This window comes from Streptomyces sp. NPDC050535, assembly GCF_044457665.1.
GTDB lineage: Bacteria > Actinomycetota > Actinomycetes > Streptomycetales > Streptomycetaceae > Streptomyces.
On sequence record NZ_JBITHE010000008.1, the window covers coordinates 63,543 to 80,322 of the forward strand.

General features: G+C 71.3%; 17 protein-coding genes. 14 read left to right on the forward strand and 3 right to left on the reverse strand.

What is annotated here, in order from left to right:
• The first annotated feature begins 41 nt into the window (after window positions 1-41).
• Together ACIBLC_RS19570 and ACIBLC_RS19575 are read left to right on the forward strand one after the other, a co-directional pair.
• Window positions 42-707 (forward strand): trimeric intracellular cation channel family protein, encoded by a 666-nt coding sequence (locus ACIBLC_RS19570; RefSeq protein WP_399212261.1) that lies wholly within the window; start codon window positions 42-44, stop codon window positions 705-707.
• An 82-nt stretch (window positions 708-789) separates the two neighbouring features.
• A complete protein-coding gene (locus tag ACIBLC_RS19575) occupies window positions 790-1,650 on the forward strand; it encodes a thioesterase family protein (RefSeq protein ID WP_399212262.1) in 861 nt (286 codons plus the stop codon).
• A 746-nt stretch (window positions 1,651-2,396) separates the two neighbouring features.
• Here the strand turns inward: ACIBLC_RS19575 and ACIBLC_RS19580 are convergent.
• Window positions 2,397-3,023: a TetR family transcriptional regulator gene (locus ACIBLC_RS19580; protein ID WP_399212263.1), complete on the reverse strand. Its 627-nt coding sequence runs from the start codon at window positions 3,021-3,023 to the stop codon at window positions 2,397-2,399.
• A gap of 189 nt (window positions 3,024-3,212) precedes the next feature.
• Here ACIBLC_RS19580 and ACIBLC_RS19585 point away from each other — a divergent pair, with 189 nt between their 5' ends.
• The 3 genes from ACIBLC_RS19585 to ACIBLC_RS19595 all read left to right on the forward strand — a co-directional run bounded on the left by ACIBLC_RS19585 (window position 3,213) and on the right by ACIBLC_RS19595 (window position 5,050).
• Window positions 3,213-3,380, forward strand: a complete 168-nt coding sequence (locus tag ACIBLC_RS19585) for a hypothetical protein (RefSeq protein ID WP_399212264.1) — start codon at window positions 3,213-3,215, stop codon at window positions 3,378-3,380.
• A gap of 193 nt (window positions 3,381-3,573) precedes the next feature.
• Window positions 3,574-3,786, forward strand: coding sequence for a DUF4190 domain-containing protein (locus ACIBLC_RS19590; protein ID WP_399212507.1), 213 nt, complete (start codon window positions 3,574-3,576; stop codon window positions 3,784-3,786).
• A gap of 94 nt (window positions 3,787-3,880) precedes the next feature.
• Window positions 3,881-5,050, forward strand: a complete 1,170-nt coding sequence (locus tag ACIBLC_RS19595) for a cysteine desulfurase family protein (protein WP_399212266.1) — start codon at window positions 3,881-3,883, stop codon at window positions 5,048-5,050.
• Here ACIBLC_RS19595 and ACIBLC_RS19600 read toward each other — a convergent pair.
• Window positions 5,043-5,816 carry an N-acetylmuramoyl-L-alanine amidase gene (locus tag ACIBLC_RS19600; protein WP_399212267.1) on the reverse strand — a complete coding sequence of 258 codons (774 nt, stop codon included), beginning with the start codon at window positions 5,814-5,816 and terminating at the stop codon, window positions 5,043-5,045. The genes ACIBLC_RS19595 and ACIBLC_RS19600 overlap by 8 nt on opposite strands.
• Before the next feature lie 60 nt (window positions 5,817-5,876).
• Between ACIBLC_RS19600 and mnmA the strand changes: the two genes are divergently transcribed.
• On the forward strand, window positions 5,877-7,004 hold the full coding sequence (gene mnmA, locus ACIBLC_RS19605; RefSeq protein WP_399212268.1) for a tRNA 2-thiouridine(34) synthase MnmA: 1,128 nt from the start codon (window positions 5,877-5,879) through the stop codon (window positions 7,002-7,004).
• A 69-nt stretch (window positions 7,005-7,073) separates the two neighbouring features.
• On the opposite strand, the gene ACIBLC_RS19610 is transcribed toward mnmA, so the two are convergent.
• On the reverse strand, window positions 7,074-7,397 hold the full coding sequence (locus ACIBLC_RS19610) for a DUF427 domain-containing protein (RefSeq protein ID WP_387180785.1): 324 nt from the start codon (window positions 7,395-7,397) through the stop codon (window positions 7,074-7,076).
• Window positions 7,398-7,447: 50 nt separating this feature from the next.
• Between ACIBLC_RS19610 and ACIBLC_RS19615 the strand changes: the two genes are divergently transcribed.
• The 8 genes from ACIBLC_RS19615 to ACIBLC_RS19650 all read left to right on the forward strand — a co-directional run bounded on the left by ACIBLC_RS19615 (window position 7,448) and on the right by ACIBLC_RS19650 (window position 16,766).
• Window positions 7,448-7,987 (forward strand): TIGR00730 family Rossman fold protein, encoded by a 540-nt coding sequence (locus ACIBLC_RS19615; RefSeq protein ID WP_399212269.1) that lies wholly within the window; start codon window positions 7,448-7,450, stop codon window positions 7,985-7,987.
• Between the two features lie 16 nt (window positions 7,988-8,003).
• Window positions 8,004-8,693, forward strand: coding sequence for an SDR family oxidoreductase (locus ACIBLC_RS19620; RefSeq protein WP_399212270.1), 690 nt, complete (start codon window positions 8,004-8,006; stop codon window positions 8,691-8,693).
• 31 nt (window positions 8,694-8,724) lie between these two features.
• A complete protein-coding gene (locus ACIBLC_RS19625; RefSeq protein ID WP_399212271.1) occupies window positions 8,725-9,732 on the forward strand; it encodes a methionine synthase in 1,008 nt (335 codons plus the stop codon).
• 15 nt (window positions 9,733-9,747) lie between these two features.
• Window positions 9,748-11,940: an NAD-dependent DNA ligase LigA gene (ligA, locus tag ACIBLC_RS19630; protein ID WP_399212272.1), complete on the forward strand. Its 2,193-nt coding sequence runs from the start codon at window positions 9,748-9,750 to the stop codon at window positions 11,938-11,940.
• A 260-nt stretch (window positions 11,941-12,200) separates the two neighbouring features.
• Window positions 12,201-14,417 (forward strand): putative bifunctional diguanylate cyclase/phosphodiesterase, encoded by a 2,217-nt coding sequence (locus tag ACIBLC_RS19635; protein ID WP_399212273.1) that lies wholly within the window; start codon window positions 12,201-12,203, stop codon window positions 14,415-14,417.
• A 302-nt stretch (window positions 14,418-14,719) separates the two neighbouring features.
• Window positions 14,720-15,016, forward strand: coding sequence for an Asp-tRNA(Asn)/Glu-tRNA(Gln) amidotransferase subunit GatC (gene gatC, locus ACIBLC_RS19640; RefSeq protein WP_015036350.1), 297 nt, complete (start codon window positions 14,720-14,722; stop codon window positions 15,014-15,016).
• A gap of 5 nt (window positions 15,017-15,021) precedes the next feature.
• A complete protein-coding gene (gene gatA / locus ACIBLC_RS19645; RefSeq protein WP_399212274.1) occupies window positions 15,022-16,527 on the forward strand; it encodes an Asp-tRNA(Asn)/Glu-tRNA(Gln) amidotransferase subunit GatA in 1,506 nt (501 codons plus the stop codon).
• Window positions 16,524-16,766 carry a hypothetical protein gene (locus ACIBLC_RS19650; protein WP_399212275.1) on the forward strand — a complete coding sequence of 81 codons (243 nt, stop codon included), beginning with the start codon at window positions 16,524-16,526 and terminating at the stop codon, window positions 16,764-16,766. Before gatA ends, ACIBLC_RS19650 begins: the two co-directional genes overlap by 4 nt.
• The last annotated feature ends 14 nt before the right edge of the window (window positions 16,767-16,780 follow it).

Genomic DNA, 16,780 nt, shown 5'->3' on the forward strand with positions numbered 1-16,780 from the left:
GCGCACGAGCGCTCTCCCCTTCGCGCGGGTAAAAATGTCGGGTGCTCCAGGAACTGTTCACCCCCTCCGTCCAGCATGTCCTCGACCTCGTGGGGATCTTCGTCTTCGCGATCTCCGGCGCCCTGCTGGCCGTCCGCAAGAACTTCGACGTCTTCGGCATCGCCGTACTCGCCGAGGTCACCGCGCTGGGCGGAGGGCTGTTCCGCGACCTGATCATCGGCGCGGTGCCCCCGGCCGCGTTCACCGACCTCGGCTACTTCAGCACCCCGCTGCTCGCCGCCCTGCTCGTCTTCTTCCTCCACCCGCAGGTGGAGCGGACCCAGGTCGCCGTCAACGTCTTCGACGCGGCGGGGCTCGGCCTCTTCTGCGTGGCCGGCACGACGAAGGCGTACGAGTACGGGCTCGGCCTGACCCAGTCGGCCGCCCTCGGCCTCGCCACCGCGGTCGGCGGCGGCGTGCTGCGCGACGTCCTCGCCAACGAGGTGCCCTCGCTGCTGCGTTGGGACCGCGACCTGTACGCGGTGCCGGCGATGGTCGGTGCCGCGATGGTCGTCGTGTGCATCCGCTACGACATGCTCACCCCGTTCACGAGCGGGCTCGCGGTCGTCACCGCCTTCGTACTGCGGCTGCTGGCGATGCGCTTCCACTGGCGGGCGCCGCGCGCGTGGCACCGGCGCTCGACGGTGACCGAGCCGGAGACTCCGTGAGCGCCGACCCGGCACGGGCGGATTCACCCGCCCGAAACACCCAAAGCTACCGCTTAGTAATTTCCTGTTGTACCGTTCAGCCATGCCAGAAGCAGCTTCGGTAGGGGCCGTACGGGCCACCATCGGCGACAGCGAGTTTGACCGCGACACCGCCGTCACCCGGCGCGAACCCGGCGTCTACGACATCGGCCTGTCCGCCGGTTGGACGATCATCAGCGCCGTCAACGGCGGCTATCTGCTCGCCGTGCTGGGCCGCGCCCTCGCGGACGCCCTGCCGCACGCCGACCCGTTCACGATCTCCGCGCACTACCTGACCGCGTCCCAGCCCGGACCCGCGGTCGTCCGCACGGAGGTCGTACGCACCGGCCGGACCCTCTCCACCGGCCAGGCGTCCCTCTTCCAGTACGACGACGAGGGCCGTGAGGTCGAACGGATCCGCGTCCTCGCCTCGTACGGCGATCTCGACGCGCTGCCCGAAGACGTCCGTACGACTGCGGAACCGCCCGCGCTGCCGCCCATGGACCAGTGTTTCGGTCCCCAGGACGCGCCGGATCCGGTGCCCGGCAGCTCGGCGATCGCCGACCGGCTGATGCTCAAGCTCGACCCCGCGACCCTGGGCTGGGCGCTCGGATCGCCGTCCGGGAAGGGCGAGATGCGGGCCTGGTTCGGGCTGGCCGACGGTCGTGACGCGGATCCGCTCTCGCTGCTCCTCGCGGTCGACGCGCTGCCGCCGACCGCCTTCGAACTCGGCCTCTCCGGCTGGGTGCCGACCGTCGAACTGACGGTGCACGTCCGCTCCCGCCCGGCGCCCGGCCCGCTCCGGGTGTCGATCACCACCCGTAACCTGGCCGGCGGCTTCCTGGAGGAGGACGCCGAGGTGTGGGACAGCGCCGACCGGCTGGTCGCGCAGTCCCGGCAGCTCGCGCGGGTGCGGATCGGCTGAACGGTTGAGCCTCCGGCGGGGTACTGGAATCGGCTGAACGGTCGAGCCTCCTCCCGGGTGTCGAACTCGTCCGCGCCCGGGAGGAGTTGCGGCGCCGGGTGGTGGAGCGGCAGGCGGTCCCGATGTCACGGTTCGGGTACAGCGCTCGCGCCCTGACCCGGCATTTCCCCGCGGCTCCGTGTGATCCACAGCCAGCCATAGCTTCGGCACAGCGCGGACCTACCTGGATCTGGTGCTCTGGCCCCCACTCATCCCGTACTCATCCGGCATTCATCAACCGGGCCCGGGACTTGACTGGGAGTTACCCACATGAACCGTCGCGCACGACTCGTCCCCGCTGTCGCACTGCTCGCCCTGGCGCCGCTGCTGGCGGCCTGTGGCTCGGGCGACTCGTCCACCTCGAACAGCGACACCTCCGGTCAGACGGAGTGTGCCAGGCCTTCGGGCATGCCGAGTGGGGGCCCGTCCGGGCGGCCCAGCGGTGCGGCGGGGTCCGGCATGCCTTCAGGCGCCCCTTCCGGCGCTCCCTCCGGGATGCCCTCGGGTGCGGCCGGCTCGGGCAGGCCGTCCGGTATGCCGAGCGGCGGGGCCGGAGGCGGGGCGGGCGGCGGATGCGGCGGGTTCGGCGGCGGTCAGGGCGGCGGCCAGGGGGGTCAGGCGCAGCCGACCGGCTGACCTTGCGCGTCTCTCCGCCGCACGCGCCCGCTGGTTCGACGGTGGGGTGACGCATCCGGTGAACGGGTGTGTCACCCCAGCCAGTTGCGGCGGCCGATGCTGATCAGCCGCATCTGGCGGGCCGCCACGCGGGCCACCCGGTCCCGCTCCTGCGCGGAGGACTCCTGCGCCTCCAGGAACAGCGAGGCCGTCATCAGCATCTGGTCGACGTACAGGCCCGCGAGCATGAGCAGGTCGTCGTCGCTCCACCCCGCGGACTCGGGGTGCTTGGCCAGCTCGGTCTTCACTTCCTCGGCGAACCGGGCGAGTTGCTCGCTGATCTCCTTGCGCACCGGCTGTACGCCGCCGTGTCGCTCGCGCGCGATGAAGCGGACGTGCGCGGGATGGGCCGCCACGTGGCGGGCGATCAGATCGACGGCGCGGGTGATGCGTTCGTCGCTGTCGCCGGCCGCGGACACCGTGTCCCCGATCATCGGGTGCAGGCTGCCCAGCGCCTCCTCGACGAGCGCCACCCCGAGATCCGCCGTCGAGCGGAAGTGCCGGTAGAAGGCGGTCGGAGCGACGCCGACGGCGCGGGTGACCTCACGCAGGCCCAGGCTGCTCAGGCTCTGCTCCTCCAGCAGCCCCAACGCCGCGTCCAGCAGGGCCTGTCGGGTTTTCTGCTTCTGCACCTGCCGGATGCCGAGGGTGTGACTCATGCCATGCAGTTAACAACTGTTCTCTGTGATTGGAAAGCCGGATGACGGGCTAGACTAGAGAGTCAGTGAACAAGTGTTACTACAACCGTTCACTGAGTCGTCAAGTCCCGGAAACGCGACGGGTCTCACCGCCGAGACCCCGCACCGCGTCCCGGGACCGGACTTCGAGACTTTCACGAGAGGCAACTCATGCTGTTCCTCGTCGCCGCACTCCTGCTGTTCGGTGTCGTCGTGGGTTCCGTGGCCCACGCGCCGCTGCCCGTCAGCCTGGTCGCCGCCGCCGTCATCGGCGTCTGGCTGGCCGTCTTCGCGGTACGCGAGCACCACGCACGCCGACGCGGCACCTCCACCAACTGAATGTTGGGAGCGGACTCACATCATGGAACTCACCGAACGTACCGAGCGCACCGAACTCGCTGAGCGCACCGAATTCACCGAGCGAGCAGTACGTACTGAGCACGCGGTACGTACTGAGCAAGCGGAACGTACCGAGCACACCGAGCGCACGCCCGCGCCGGCCCGCAGGACCGGCGGGCGGGACGCCGACGGTATGGCCGTCGCCTCCTTCGTCCTCGGCCTGGTCGGCCTGCTGGTCCTCAACGTCTTCCTGGGCCCCATCGCGATCGTCCTCGCCTCGACGGCCCTGATCCGCGGCACGGCCCGCCGGGGACGCGCGTTCCTGGGCCTTGGCCTGGGCGTCGCGGACCTGGTCGTCCTGGTGGCCCTCATGCACTTCGACAGCACGGTGTCCTGGAGCTTCTAGGGCGTGAGGCGACCCCGGGCGGTGGCCGGAGCGGGGTCCACCCCCGGGTGGGGGCGGAGGAAGCGGTGAGCGGGCCCGTAGAATCGGGCTCACCATGGCTTACCTCGACCACGCCGCGACCACCCCGATGCTCCCCGAGGCGGTAGAGGCACTGACCGCCCAGCTGAGCGTCACGGGCAACGCCTCCTCCCTGCACGCCGCCGGCCGCCGCGCCCGGCGCACCGTCGAGGAAGCCCGCGAAACGCTGGCGGACGCCCTCGCCGCCCGCCCCAGCGAGGTGGTCTTCACCTCCGGCGGCACCGAGGCCGACAACCTCGCGGTCAAGGGCCTGTACTGGGCCCGCCGCGACGCCGACCCCGCCCGCACCCGCGTCCTCGTGAGCCCCGTCGAACACCACGCCGTCCTCGACGCCGTGCACTGGCTCGGCGAACACGAGGGCGCCACCGTGGAGTACCTCCCCGTGGACTCGTACGGCCGCGTCCACCCCGATGCGCTGCGCGAGGCCATCGCCCGCGACCCCGACGACGTCGCCCTCGCCACGGTCATGTGGGCCAACAACGAGATCGGCACCGTCCTGCCGGTCCGCGAACTGGCCGACGTCGCCGCGGAGTTCGGCATCCCGCTGCACGCCGACGCCGTCCAGGCCTTCGGTCAGGTCCCGGTCGACTTCGGCGCCTCGGGCCTCGCCGCCATGACGGTGTCCGGCCACAAGATCGGCGGCCCTTACGGCATCGGCGCGCTGCTGCTGGGCCGTGAGTACACCCCCGTACCCGTCCTGCACGGCGGCGGCCAGGAACGCCATGTCCGCTCCGGCACCCTCGACGTGCCCGCGATCGCGTCCTTCGCCGTCGCCGGGCGGCTCGCCGCCGACCAGCACGAGTGGTTCGCCCGGGAGATCGGCGCCCTGCGCGACGACCTGGTCGAGGCCGTCCGCAAGGCGGTGCCCGACGCGATCCTCGGCGGCGACCCGGCGCCCGGGGGACGGCTGCCGGCCAACGCGCACTTCACCTTCCCCGGCTGCGAGGGCGACTCCCTGCTCCTCCTGCTGGACGCGCAGGGCATCGAGTGCTCCACCGGCTCCGCGTGCACGGCGGGCGTGGCCCAGCCCAGCCACGTCCTCCTGGCCACCGGCACCGATCCCGACCTGGCCCGCGGCACCCTGCGCTTCTCCCTCGGCCACACCTCCACGGAGGCCGACGTCCAGGCGGTGGCCCGCGCGATCGGTCCCGCGGTGGAACGGGCGCGGACGGCGGGTCTCAGCTAGCGGACGCCTCGGGCACGGCGGGGCTCCGGGGCGCGGCGGGGCTCCGGGTCACGCCGGGGGTCCCGGCCGCCCGGCTCTGGGCGGTCAACGCCCGCCGGACAAGGGGTATGTAGCGGTCCCAGTCCCAGTACGGTCCCGGATCCGTGTGATCGGTGCCCGGCACTTCGACGTGCCCGATGATGTGCTCCCGGTCGACGGGGATGTCGTACCGTCCGCATATCCGGGCCGTCAGCCGCGCCGACGCCTCGTACATCGCGTCCGTCAGGTCCTCCGGGCGGTCCACGAAGCCCTCGTGCTCGATGCCGACACTGCGTTCGTTGTACGCCCGGTTGCCCGCGTGGAACGCCACGTCCAGCTCGCGGATCATCTGGGCGATGTGCCCGTCCTGGCGGACGACGTAGTGCGCGGCGGCGCCGTGCCCCGGGTCCTGGAAGACCTTCACCGCGCTGGCGAAGCTGCCCTGGGTGACATGGATGACCACCCGGTCTATCCCGTAGTCGTCGGGCCGGTCCGCGCGCCGCCAGTTCGCCGACGATGCCGCCACCCACTGGGCGCCCGTGAAGTCGACCTCACCCTCCTTGCGCGGCTTCTCCACGCTCGGGAGCCGCCACCACAGGCGGGCGAGCTCGTCCCGGGCGAGCACGACGCTGCCGAGGGTGGCCGCCGCACCGCCGATGAGCAGGGCCCGGCGCCCGACCCGCCGGTCACCGTCCCTGGCCCGGGAGCCCTTCGCCCCGGTCCGCGCGTCCGCCTTTTTCTCCCCCATGCGATCTTCAACGGATACTCGCGGGCTTCGGTTCCCACGGCCCCGTACCCTGGAGGGGTTATGACTGAGACCTCGCAGCGCCCCCGTACCCTTCGCGTACTCGCCGCCATGTCGGGCGGAGTGGACTCCGCCGTTGCCGCCGCCCGCGCGGCGGAAGCAGGACACGACGTGACGGGCGTGCACCTCGCGCTCTCCGCCAACCCGCAGTCGTTCCGCACCGGCGCGCGTGGCTGCTGCACCATCGAGGACTCGCGCGACGCCCGCCGCGCCGCCGACGTCATCGGCATCCCCTTCTACGTGTGGGACCTCGCCGAGCGCTTCCGCGAGGACGTGGTCGAGGACTTCGTCGCCGAGTACGAGGCGGGGCGCACCCCGAACCCGTGCCTGCGCTGCAACGAGAAGATCAAGTTCGCCGCGCTGCTCGACAAGGCGCTCGCGCTCGGCTTCGACGCGGTCTGCACGGGCCACTACGCGCAGGTGATCGTCCGCGAGGACGGCACGCGCGAGCTGCACCGCGCCTCCGACATGGCCAAGGACCAGTCGTACGTCCTCGGAGTGCTCGACGACCGCCAGCTCGCCCACGCGCTGTTCCCGCTCGGCGACACGGTCACCACGAAGGACGAGATCCGCGCGGAGGCCGAGCGCCGGGGCCTCGCCGTCGCCAAGAAGCCGGACTCCCACGACATCTGCTTCATCGCCGACGGCGACACCCAGGGCTTCCTGGCGAACCGCCTGGGCAAGGCCGAGGGCGACATCGTCGACGAGTCCGGCGCCAAGCTGGGCACCCACGAGGGCGCGTTCGGCTACACGATCGGCCAGCGCAAGGGGCTCCGCATCGGCACCCCGGCTCCCGACGGCAAGCCGCGCTACGTCCTGGACATCTCGCCGGTCGACAACACGGTGACGGTCGGCCCGGCGGCCGCCCTGGACGTCAACGGCCTGACAGCGGTCAAGCCCCGCTGGTGCGGCACCGCCCCGACAGGCCCCGGCACCTACACGGCCCAACTCCGCGCCCACGGCGGCGAGACGACGGTCACCGCTGAACTCGTCGACGGTACCCTCGAGGTCGCCTTCACCGAGCCGGTCCGCGGTGTCGCCCCCGGCCAGGCGGTCGTCCTCTACGACGGCACCCGAGTGGTCGGCTCGGCGACGATCGCGACGACCACGCGCGCGACGGCCTCTGTCTGACCGCCGCTCCCGGGTAAGTCCGCCGCTCCCGGAGACCTCCCTCAGGAGCGGCGTCCGGACCTCAGCGGGTCACACCACCTCCACTTCGTAGAAGCACAGGTGGTCCTTGATCTCGGCGACCTCGGGCTTGGGGTCGGGATACCCCCAGACCAGGTCGGCCGCGTCGGGGAGCGACCAGTAGGACGCGTTGCCCTTGAAGGGGCAGTACGTGTGGGTCTCGGAAGCCGCCAGCAGATCGAGGCGGACATCCTCCGGTGGGAGGTAGTAGCGCACGGGACAGCCGGTCTCGCGCAGCAACAGGGGGCGGTCGCTCTCCGCCAGGACCTGGTCGCCGTGCACGACGCGTACGCGCTCCGTGCCCTGCTCGATGGTGATCGTGTGTCCTTCAGCCATACCAGGAAAGCACCGGCGGGCCCGGAGTTCTTCCCCCGTACCGTGAACGCATGAATATCTGCGTCTTCCTCTCCGCCGCCGACCTCGACGACCGCTATACGGGCCCCGCGCGGGAGTTCGCCGAACTGCTCGGCAGGGGTGGGCACACCCTGGTGTGGGGCGGTTCGGACGTCGGTCTCATGAAGGTGGTCGCCGACGGCGTGCAGGAGGCGGGCGGGCGGCTGCTCGGAGTCTCCGTGGACTTCCTGGCGTCGAAGGCGCGGCCGAACGCCGACGAGATGGTCGTCGCGCGTGACCTGGCCGAGCGCAAGGCGCTGCTCCTGGAGAAGGCCGACGCGGTGGTGATCATGGTGGGTGGCACCGGGACCCTCGACGAGGCGACTGAGATCCTGGAGCTGAAGAAGCACGGGAAGACCGAGATGCCGGTGGTGCTGCTCAACACGGCGGGCTTCTACGACGGCCTCAAGGAGCAGTTCCGGCGGATGGACGTCGAGGGTTTCCTGCCGCGTCCGCTCACCGATCTGGTGTTCTTCGCCGAGGAGCCGGTCGGGGCGCTCGCCTACCTCGAGGAGAGCCAGGGCCGGCAGTGATGCGAGCATGGCGGGCATGGCTACCCATGTGATCACCGGGGCGGGCTCCGGCATCGGCGCGGCCGTCGCCCGCCGCCTCCACGCGCGCGGGGACGACATCGTGCTGCACGCGCGCGACGCGGGCCGCGCGAAGGAGCTCGCCGTACAGTTCCCCGGAGCGGCGACCCTGGTCGGCGACCTCGCGGACCCCGACAAGCTGTCCTGGGCGTTCTCGCACCAGACGCTGCCCGACCGGGTCGACTCGCTGCTGCACATCGCCGGTGTGGTCGACCTCGGCCCGGTGGGCGAGCTGACCCCCAAGTCCTGGCGCCACCAGCTCAATGTCAACCTGATCGCCCCCGCCGAGCTGACCCGCCACTTCCTGCCCCAGCTCCGCGTCTCCCAGGGCCACGTGCTGTTCGTCAACTCCGGCGCCGGCCTCAACGCGAGCGCCGACTGGTCCGCGTACGCCGCCTCCAAACACGGTCTGAAGGCCCTCGCGGACTCGCTCCGCCACGAGGAGCACGGCAACGGCGTCCGGGTCACCTCCGTCTACCCCGGCCGCACCGCGAGCCCCATGCAGGCCAAGGTCCACCAGCAGGAGGGCAAGCCGTACGACGCCGCGAAGTGGATCGACCCCGAGTCCGTCGCGACGACCATCCTGATGGCCCTCGACCTGCCCAGGGACGCGGAGGTCAACAACCTGACGGTGCGACCGGGGCGCTGACCTCGCGGGAGCCATTCCGTAGGCTTCCCGCGTGAGCGAAAACAGCAGGTTCAGGTTCGGTCCCGCCACCGGGATCGGATCCATGCCCGGAGGGGACGCGCGGGAAGCCGCGAAGACCGTCACCGGGTCCGTCGAGGACTTTCCGTATCTGCCCGAGCTGCCCGCGCGGGGGCCCGGCGCCGACATGATCGGCCGGACCGCCGGGATGCTCGTCGAGATGTACGCGCGCGTGGAGCCCAGCGGCTGGCGGGTCGGGGACCGGCCGGGGCGGGACACCCGCAGGGCGCGGTCCTGGCTGGGGGAGGACCTCGACGCCCTCGAGGAGTTCCTCCAGGGGTACGAGGGACCGCTCAAGGTGCAGGCCGTGGGGCCCTGGACGCTGGCCGCCGCGCTGGAGTTGCGCAACGGCGAGGTGGCGCTGTCAGACCTCGGCGCCTGCCGGGATCTCGCCGGTTCGCTCGCCGAAGGGCTGCGCGTCCATCTCGAGGACCTGCGGCGCCGCCTTCCGGGAGCGCGGCTGGTCCTCCAGCTCGACGAGCCGTCACTCATCAACGTCCTGCGCGGGCACGTGAGGAGCGCGAGCGGCTACCGCACCCACCGGCCCGTGGACCGGCAGTTGGCCGAGGCGACCCTGCGCGAGGTCATCGGGGTGCACGGCGAAGGCCCGGTCGTGGTGCACTCGTGCGCACCCGACGTGCCGTTCGCCCTGCTGCGCCGGGCGGGCGCCGCGGGCATCTCCCTCGACTTCTCGCTCCTCACCGAGCGTGACGACGATGCGATCGGTGAAGCAGTGGAAGGCGGGACGCAGCTCTTCGCCGGTGTCGTCCCCGGCGTGGACGGCCCATTGTCCGACCCTGCCGGTAGCGTCATGGGTGTCAGGACGCTGTGGCGCAGGCTGGGGCTGCATCCGGGGCTTCTCGCGGAGGCGGTCACGGTCACTCCCTCGTGCGGGCTGGCGGGGGCTTCCCCCGACCACGCGCGCAGGACGCTCGCTCATTGCGTCCGGGCGGCGAGATCCCTCGCGGACAACCCTGAGTAACGGGAGGACAACACGGTGGCCGGCGAAATGCACGCAGAGCCCACATCGGTACCCGCCGAGGCGCGGGAGAAGCACGCGCTGCTCGCCGAGCAGATCGAGGAGCACCGCTTCCGGTACTACGTGAAGGACCAGCCGGTCGTCAGCGACGCGGAGTTCGACAAACTCCTGCGATCCGTGGAGGCCCTGGAGGACGAGTATCCCGAGCTGCGCACCCCCGACTCCCCGACACAGAAGGTCGCGGGCGCGTACGAGACCGAGTTCACGTCCGTCCAGCACCGCGAGCGCATGCTCTCGCTCGACAACGCCTTCGACGACCTGGAGCTCGCGGCCTGGGCCGAGCGCGTCGCGAGAGACGTGGGCACCACCGACTACCACCTCCTGTGCGAGCTGAAGGTCGACGGCCTCGCGGTCAACCTCACCTACGAGCACGGCCGTCTCACCCGCGCGGCGACCCGCGGCGACGGCCGCACGGGCGAGGACATCACGCCCAACGTCCGTACGATCGCGGAGATCCCGGACCGTCTGACGGGCGACCGCGTCCCCGACCTCGTGGAGATCCGCGGCGAGGTCTACTTCCCGATGGAGAAGTTCGAGGAGCTCAACGCCCGCCTGGTGGAGGCCGGCGACAAGCCCTTCGCCAACCCGCGCAACGCGGCGGCCGGTTCGCTGCGCCAGAAGGACCCGCGCGTCACCGCGAGCCGCCCCCTGCACATGGTGGTGCACGGCATCGGCGCCCGCGCGGGCTTCGACATCAGCCGCCTCTCGCAGGCCTACGACCTGCTCCACGAGTGGGGCCTGTCGACCACGCGGTACGCGCGCGTGGTCGACGACCTCGACGGCGTACGGGAGTTCATCGCGAACTACGGCGAGAACCGGCACTCCGTGGAGCACGAGATCGACGGCGTGGTCGTCAAGCTCGACGAGATCCCGCTCCAGGGCCGCCTCGGCTCCACCTCGCGCGCGCCCCGCTGGGCGATCGCCTGGAAGTACGCGCCCGAGGAGGTCAACACCAAGCTGATCAACATCAGGGTGGGCGTCGGACGCACGGGCCGCGTCACGCCGTACGCGCAGGTCGAGCCGGTCACGGTCGCCGGGTCCGAGGTGGAGTTCGCGACCCTGCACAACCAGGAGGTCGTGAAGTCCAAGGGCGTCCTCATCGGTGACACGGTCGTGCTGCGCAAGGCCGGTGACGTCATCCCGGAGATCCTCGGCCCGGTGGTCGACCTGCGCGACGGCAGCGAGCGGGAGTTCGTGATGCCCGCCAAGTGCCCGGAGTGCGAGACACCGCTGAAGGCGATGAAGGAGGGCGACATCGACCTGCGCTGCCCGAACGCCCGTACCTGCCCGGCCCAGTTGCGGGAGCGGCTCTTCTATCTGGCGGGCCGCAAGGCGCTGGACATCGAGCACTTCGGGTACGTCGCCGCCGCGGCGCTCACCAAGCCGCTGGAGCCCGCCGAGCCGCCGCTCGTGGACGAGGGCGACCTCTTCGACCTCACCATCGAGCGACTGCTGCCCATCAAGGCGTACGTCCTCGACCAGGACAGCGGACTGCCCAAGCGCGACCCGAAGACGGGCGAGGAGAAGGTCGCCACGGTCTTCGCCAACCAGCAGGGCGAGCCGAAGAAGAACGCGATCGCCATGCTGGACACCATCGCGGCGGCCAAGGAGCGCCCGCTTGCCCGCGTGCTCACGGGACTGTCGATCCGTCATGTCGGGCCGGTCGCCGCCGAGGCCCTGGCCCGCGAGTTCCGCTCGATCGACCGGATCGAGGCGGCCACCGAGGAGGAACTCGCCGCGACCGACGGCGTCGGCGCGATCATCGCGGCCTCTCTCAAGCAGTGGTTCGCGGAGGACTGGCACCGCGAGATCCTGCGCAAGTGGCGCGCGGCCGGCGTCCGCATGGAGGAGGAGGGCTCGGGCGAGGACCAGGGGCCGCGTCCGCTCGAAGGACTGACCGTTGTGGTCACCGGAACGCTCGAGAACCACACACGGGACGGCGCGAAAGAGGCCCTGCAGAGCCGCGGAGCGAAAGTGACCGGTTCTGTCTCGAAGAAGACGTCTTTCGTCGTTGTGGGAGAGAATCCCGGCTCCAAGCACGACAAGGCCATGCAACTGAAGGTTCCCGTTCTGAACGAGGACGGCTTCGCCGTCCTGCTCGAACAGGGGCCGGACGCGGCGGCGGAAGTCGCGCTTCCGATCGAGGAGTAGCGGTTGAAGGCCACCCGTTCGGCGCATATCAGATGCATACGGGTGGCCGGGTCGCATTCGGGCAACCGTCGACGACCGCTGCCCGTGGAAGCCTTCTGCGGCCTACTGTTGAGGTGTGCGCCTGCCGTGCCCAGCCGCGGTCGGCGCATCCCCTGCTCTTCGGGAGACGGGGAATGGTTTTCAGACGCGGCGGACGTGGCCAGTTGTCTTCGGGCTCGGGCCGCGTGGCGTGGGCACCGCCGGCTGTGAGAGGGACGCGAATGGAACCGACCGAGAGCGCCGCCCCTGACTCACGGCTGCGCCGGATGACCGGCGCATGGCTCGGGGGAGGACGCGGGACGGCGCGGACCTCGGAGCGCCCAGGGGCCGCGCCCCGGACGGTCGGCGGCGGTGTGCGGGTCGCCGGTCTCGCTCCCGGCCCCGGCATGGCCGGCCACGAACCCGAACGGCCCATATCCTGGCTCGCGCTGCCCGCGGCGGTCATCGCGGCGGCCGGGTCCGTCCTGGGCGCCGGGTTCTACCGGTCGTTCAGCGAGGACCACGCGCTCTTCCCCTCCGGCGCCGTCGGCTGGTCGCTCGCCCTGCTGACCGGCGTCATCGTCGGCCACCTCGTCGCCCTCGGCCGCTCCCGCTGGTGGGGCGGCACCGGCTCCGGCGCCGCCCTCACCCTCGCGGTCCTGCTGCTGTACGGCTGGGTGCCCGCCCAGATGGTCAGCCTGACCGTCGTCGTCCTGGTCGGCATGGCGCGCCGCAACCGCTGGCGCCAGGGCATCCTGCACGGCGCGGTCGACATCCTCGGCATCGGCGCGGGCGGTCTCGTCCTGGCGGCGTGGGGCCGGCTGCCCTCCGTCGAGACGCCCTGGAACCCGGAGACCTGGACCGTCTCCGCCGTCCCCCAGGTGGTCCTGGTCGCCGCCGCGTATCTCGCGGCCACCCGCACCCTGCTCTGGTACGTCCACGCGCCGCGTGCCGGCAGCCTGGCGACCGTCGCGCGGACGGCCCTGGTCAGGCAGGGGCTGGTCGCGATCGCACTGCTCGGCATCACGCCACTGATCTGCGTGGTCGCGATCGCACAGCCGATGCTGCTGCCGCTGTTCTCGATCCCGCTGATCGCCCTCGACTCCACGCTGTGGATCGCCCGCGCCCGGGCGGAGGAGCAGTTGCGCGACCCGCTGACCGGACTGCCCAACCGGCAGTGGCTGCTTGAACGTACGTGGACGGCCCTGGACGACGCCGAGCGCATCGGTGCGCGTTCGGCGCTGATGCTGATCGACCTGGACCGTTTCCGATCGGTGAATGACACACTCGGGCATCTCGCCGGAGACCGGCTGCTCCTCCAGATAGCCGATCGGCTGCGACTCAACCTGCCGCGCGGGGCGGAGGCCGCGCGGCTGGGCGGCGACGAGTTCGCCGTGTTGCTGCCGATCGCCGACTCCACGACCTCGGCCACCCGCGTCGCCCGCAGCCTCGTCACCGCGCTCGGCACGTCACTCGACCTGGACGGGCTTTCGCTCGTCCTGGAGGCCAGCGCCGGACTCGCCGTCTTCCCCGACCACGCGCTCGACGCGGAGGGACTGCTCCGGCGGGCGGACGTCGCCATGTACCAGGCGAAGCGGGACCGGACTGGCGTGGAGGTGTACGAGTCCAAGCGGGACTCGAACACCCCGGACCGGCTGGGTCTGCTGGGGGATCTCCGCCGGGCCCTGGACACCGGCGATGTCGAGTTGCACTACCAGCCGAAGGTCAGGTTCGACGGTCAGGTGGCCGGACTCGAGGCACTCGTGCGGTGGGTGCACCCCGAGCGGGGGAGGGTGGCGCCGGACGAGTTCATCGCCATCGCCGAGTCGTCCGGACTGATGCCGCACCTCACGGAGTACGTCCTGGAGACGGCGCTCGCGCAGGTCGCGCGATGGCGGGCGCAGGGACTCCACGTGCCGGTCGCGGTGAACGTCTCGCCGCGTGACGTCCACACTCCCGGGTTCGCGGGCTCGGTGGCCGCGCGGCTCGCCCGCCACGGGGTTCCCGCGGGGTCGCTCCAGCTGGAGATCACGGAGCATGTGCTCCTCGAGGATCCGCAGCGGGCCGCGGACACACTGGCCGCGCTGACCGGGCACGGGGTGAAGATGTCGCTGGACGACTTCGGCACGGGGTACTCCTCGCTCGTCCATCTGCGCCGGCTGCCGGTCAGCGAGCTGAAGATCGACCGTTCCTTCGTCGCGAAGCTCGCCGTGGACAACGAGGACGCGGAGATCGTGCGCTGCACCATCGATCTCGCGCACTCGCTCGGGCTGCTCGTCGTCGCCGAGGGTGTGGAGGACGACGAGACGTGGGAGCGGTTGCGCGACATGGGCTGTGACGCGGTGCAGGGTTGGCTGGTCGCCGCCGCGATGCCGCCGGAGGACACCACGGCGTGGCTGCTGGCGCGGGGATCCCGGGGATGGCAGCGGCCGCGGGCCGCGTTGCCGGCGGCGGAGTAGGCGGGTAGGCGGAGCGGCAGGCGGCTCGCCGCGGGTGCTCTCCCACCCGCACCCCCCGTGTCGGTCACGCGACAAGCAGGCCCTCCGGTGGGGGATCCTCGCCGTTGGCGGCCGTTCGTCCGGGGCCCGCGCCGTCGTTCACATCGGCGCGGCCGTCCGTGGCTGGGCGCGTGGTTCCCCGCGCCCCTGCGGGGGCCCGTGCGCGGGTGGGCGAGCCCCCGGAAGAACCCGGGCGCGGGCACCGTCCCCCGCCCCATAGGATTGGACCCAAACCACACACACTCACCCCAGAGGATCGCTGCATGCCTGGCATCACGCGCGAGGAGGTCGCCCACCTCGCACGGCTGGCGCGTCTGGAGCTGAAGGGCGAAGAACTCGACCACTTCGCCGGCCAGCTCGACGACATCATCGGCGCGGTCGCCCGCGTCAGCGAGGTCGCCGACCAAGACGTACCGCCGACCTCACACCCGCTGCCGCTGACGAACGTCATGCGCGCGGACGAGGTCCGTCCGTCGCTCACCCCCGAGCAGGCGCTCTCCGGCGCCCCGGCCCAGGAGCAGCAGCGTTTCAAGGTGCCGCAGATCCTGGGGGAGGACTAATCACCATGACGGACACCAACGTCAACATCATCAGGCTGACGGCCGCGGAGATCGCGGCCGGGATCGCCTCCGGCGAGTTCACCGCCGTGGAGGTCACCGAGGCGCACCTCGCCCGGATCGAGGCCGTCGACGAGAAGGTGCACGCCTTCCTCCACGTGGACCGGGAAGGCGCTCTCGCGCAGGCCCGCGCCGTGGACCGGAAGCGGGCCGACGGCGAGAAGCTCGGCCCGCTGGCCGGCGTCCCCCTCGCGCTCAAGGACATCTTCACCACCGAGGGCATTCCGACCACAGTCGGCTCGAAGATCCTCGAGGGCTGGATCCCGCCGTACGACGCCACCGTGACCAGGAAGCTCAAGGCCGCCGACGTCGTCATCCTCGGCAAGACCAACATGGACGAGTTCGCCATGGGGTCCAGCACCGAGAACAGCGCGTACGGGCCGACCGGCAACCCCTGGGACCTCACCCGCATCCCGGGCGGCTCCGGCGGTGGGTCGAGCGCCGCGCTCGCCTCCTTCCAGGCCCCCCTCGCCATCGGCACCGACACCGGCGGCTCCATCCGCCAGCCGGCCGCCGTCACCGGCACGGTCGGCGTGAAGCCGACGTACGGCGGGGTGTCGCGGTACGGCATGGTGGCGTTTTCCAGCTCCCTCGACCAGGGCGGCCCCTGCGGCCGTACGGTCCTGGACGCGGCCCTGCTCCACGAGGTGATCGCCGGGCACGACCCGCTCGACTCGACCTCCATCGACGCCCCGGTCCCGCCGGTCGTCGAGGCCGCGCGCAACGGCTCCGTCGCCGGGATGCGCGTCGGCGTCGTCAAGCAGTTCTCGGGCGAGGGCTACCAGGCCGGAGTCGTCCAGCGCTTCAACGAGTCCGTCGCCCTCCTGAAAGAACTGGGCGCCGAGATCGTCGAGCTGGACTGCCCGTCCTTCGACCTCGCGCTCTCCGCGTACTACCTGATCGCGCCGTCCGAGTGCTCCTCGAACCTCGCCCGGTTCGACGCCATGCGCTACGGCCTGCGCGTCGGCGACGACGGCACGCACTCCGCCGAGGAGGTCACCGCCCTCACCCGTGAGGAGGGCTTCGGCGACGAGGTCAAGCGCCGCATCATGCTCGGCACGTACGCCCTGTCCAGCGGCTACTACGACGCGTACTACGGCAGCGCCCAGAAGGTCCGTACGCTCATCACCCGCGACTTCGAGAAGGCGTTCGAGCAGGTCGACGTGATCGTGTCGCCCACGACGCCGACCACCGCCTTCCCGATCGGCGAGCGCGCCGACGACCCGATGGCGATGTATCTCGCCGACCTCTGCACCATCCCGACCAACCTGGCGGGCAACTCCGCCATGTCGCTGCCCTGCGGGCTCGCACCGGAGGACAACCTTCCGGTCGGTCTGCAGATCATCGCCCCCGCGATGAAGGACGACCGGCTCTACAAGGTCGGCGCCGCCGTCGAGGCGGCCTTCGTGGAAAGGTGGGGGCACCCGCTGATCGAGGAGGCTCCGTCGCTATGAGTGCCATGGCAAAGAAAGCCAAGAACTTCAAGAAGTCCAAGACCGGTGTGTACGTGGCGCTCGGCAGCACCGCCTTCGGTGCGCTCAGCGTCGCCAAGCAGGCCAAGCTCGCCCGGCAGGACGGCGACTTCCTGCGGCTCGTCGACGCCGCCGTGTCCGCCACCGCCATCGTCACCGGCCTCGCCATCCTCTACCGGGAGCTCAAGCGCCTGGGCGACGACGACGTCCTGCTGGGCTGAGAGGGAAGTTTCAC

Coding starts and splice junctions, on each gene's coding strand:
- gatA (WP_399212274.1), top strand. CDS start 15,022: ATGACGGACACCAACGTCAACATCATCAGGCTGACGGCCGCGGAGATC.
- ACIBLC_RS19650 (WP_399212275.1), top strand. CDS start 16,524: ATGAGTGCCATGGCAAAGAAAGCCAAGAACTTCAAGAAGTCCAAGACC.
- ACIBLC_RS19610 (WP_387180785.1), bottom strand. CDS start 7,397: ATGGCTGAAGGACACACGATCACCATCGAGCAGGGCACGGAGCGCGTA.
- ACIBLC_RS19615 (WP_399212269.1), top strand. CDS start 7,448: ATGAATATCTGCGTCTTCCTCTCCGCCGCCGACCTCGACGACCGCTAT.
- ACIBLC_RS19590 (WP_399212507.1), top strand. CDS start 3,574: ATGGCCGTCGCCTCCTTCGTCCTCGGCCTGGTCGGCCTGCTGGTCCTC.
- ACIBLC_RS19635 (WP_399212273.1), top strand. CDS start 12,201: ATGGAACCGACCGAGAGCGCCGCCCCTGACTCACGGCTGCGCCGGATG.
- ACIBLC_RS19575 (WP_399212262.1), top strand. CDS start 790: ATGCCAGAAGCAGCTTCGGTAGGGGCCGTACGGGCCACCATCGGCGAC.
- ACIBLC_RS19600 (WP_399212267.1), bottom strand. CDS start 5,816: ATGGGGGAGAAAAAGGCGGACGCGCGGACCGGGGCGAAGGGCTCCCGG.
- ACIBLC_RS19620 (WP_399212270.1), top strand. CDS start 8,004: ATGGCTACCCATGTGATCACCGGGGCGGGCTCCGGCATCGGCGCGGCC.
- gatC (WP_015036350.1), top strand. CDS start 14,720: ATGCCTGGCATCACGCGCGAGGAGGTCGCCCACCTCGCACGGCTGGCG.
- mnmA (WP_399212268.1), top strand. CDS start 5,877: ATGACTGAGACCTCGCAGCGCCCCCGTACCCTTCGCGTACTCGCCGCC.
- ACIBLC_RS19585 (WP_399212264.1), top strand. CDS start 3,213: ATGCTGTTCCTCGTCGCCGCACTCCTGCTGTTCGGTGTCGTCGTGGGT.
- ACIBLC_RS19580 (WP_399212263.1), bottom strand. CDS start 3,023: ATGAGTCACACCCTCGGCATCCGGCAGGTGCAGAAGCAGAAAACCCGA.
- ACIBLC_RS19595 (WP_399212266.1), top strand. CDS start 3,881: ATGGCTTACCTCGACCACGCCGCGACCACCCCGATGCTCCCCGAGGCG.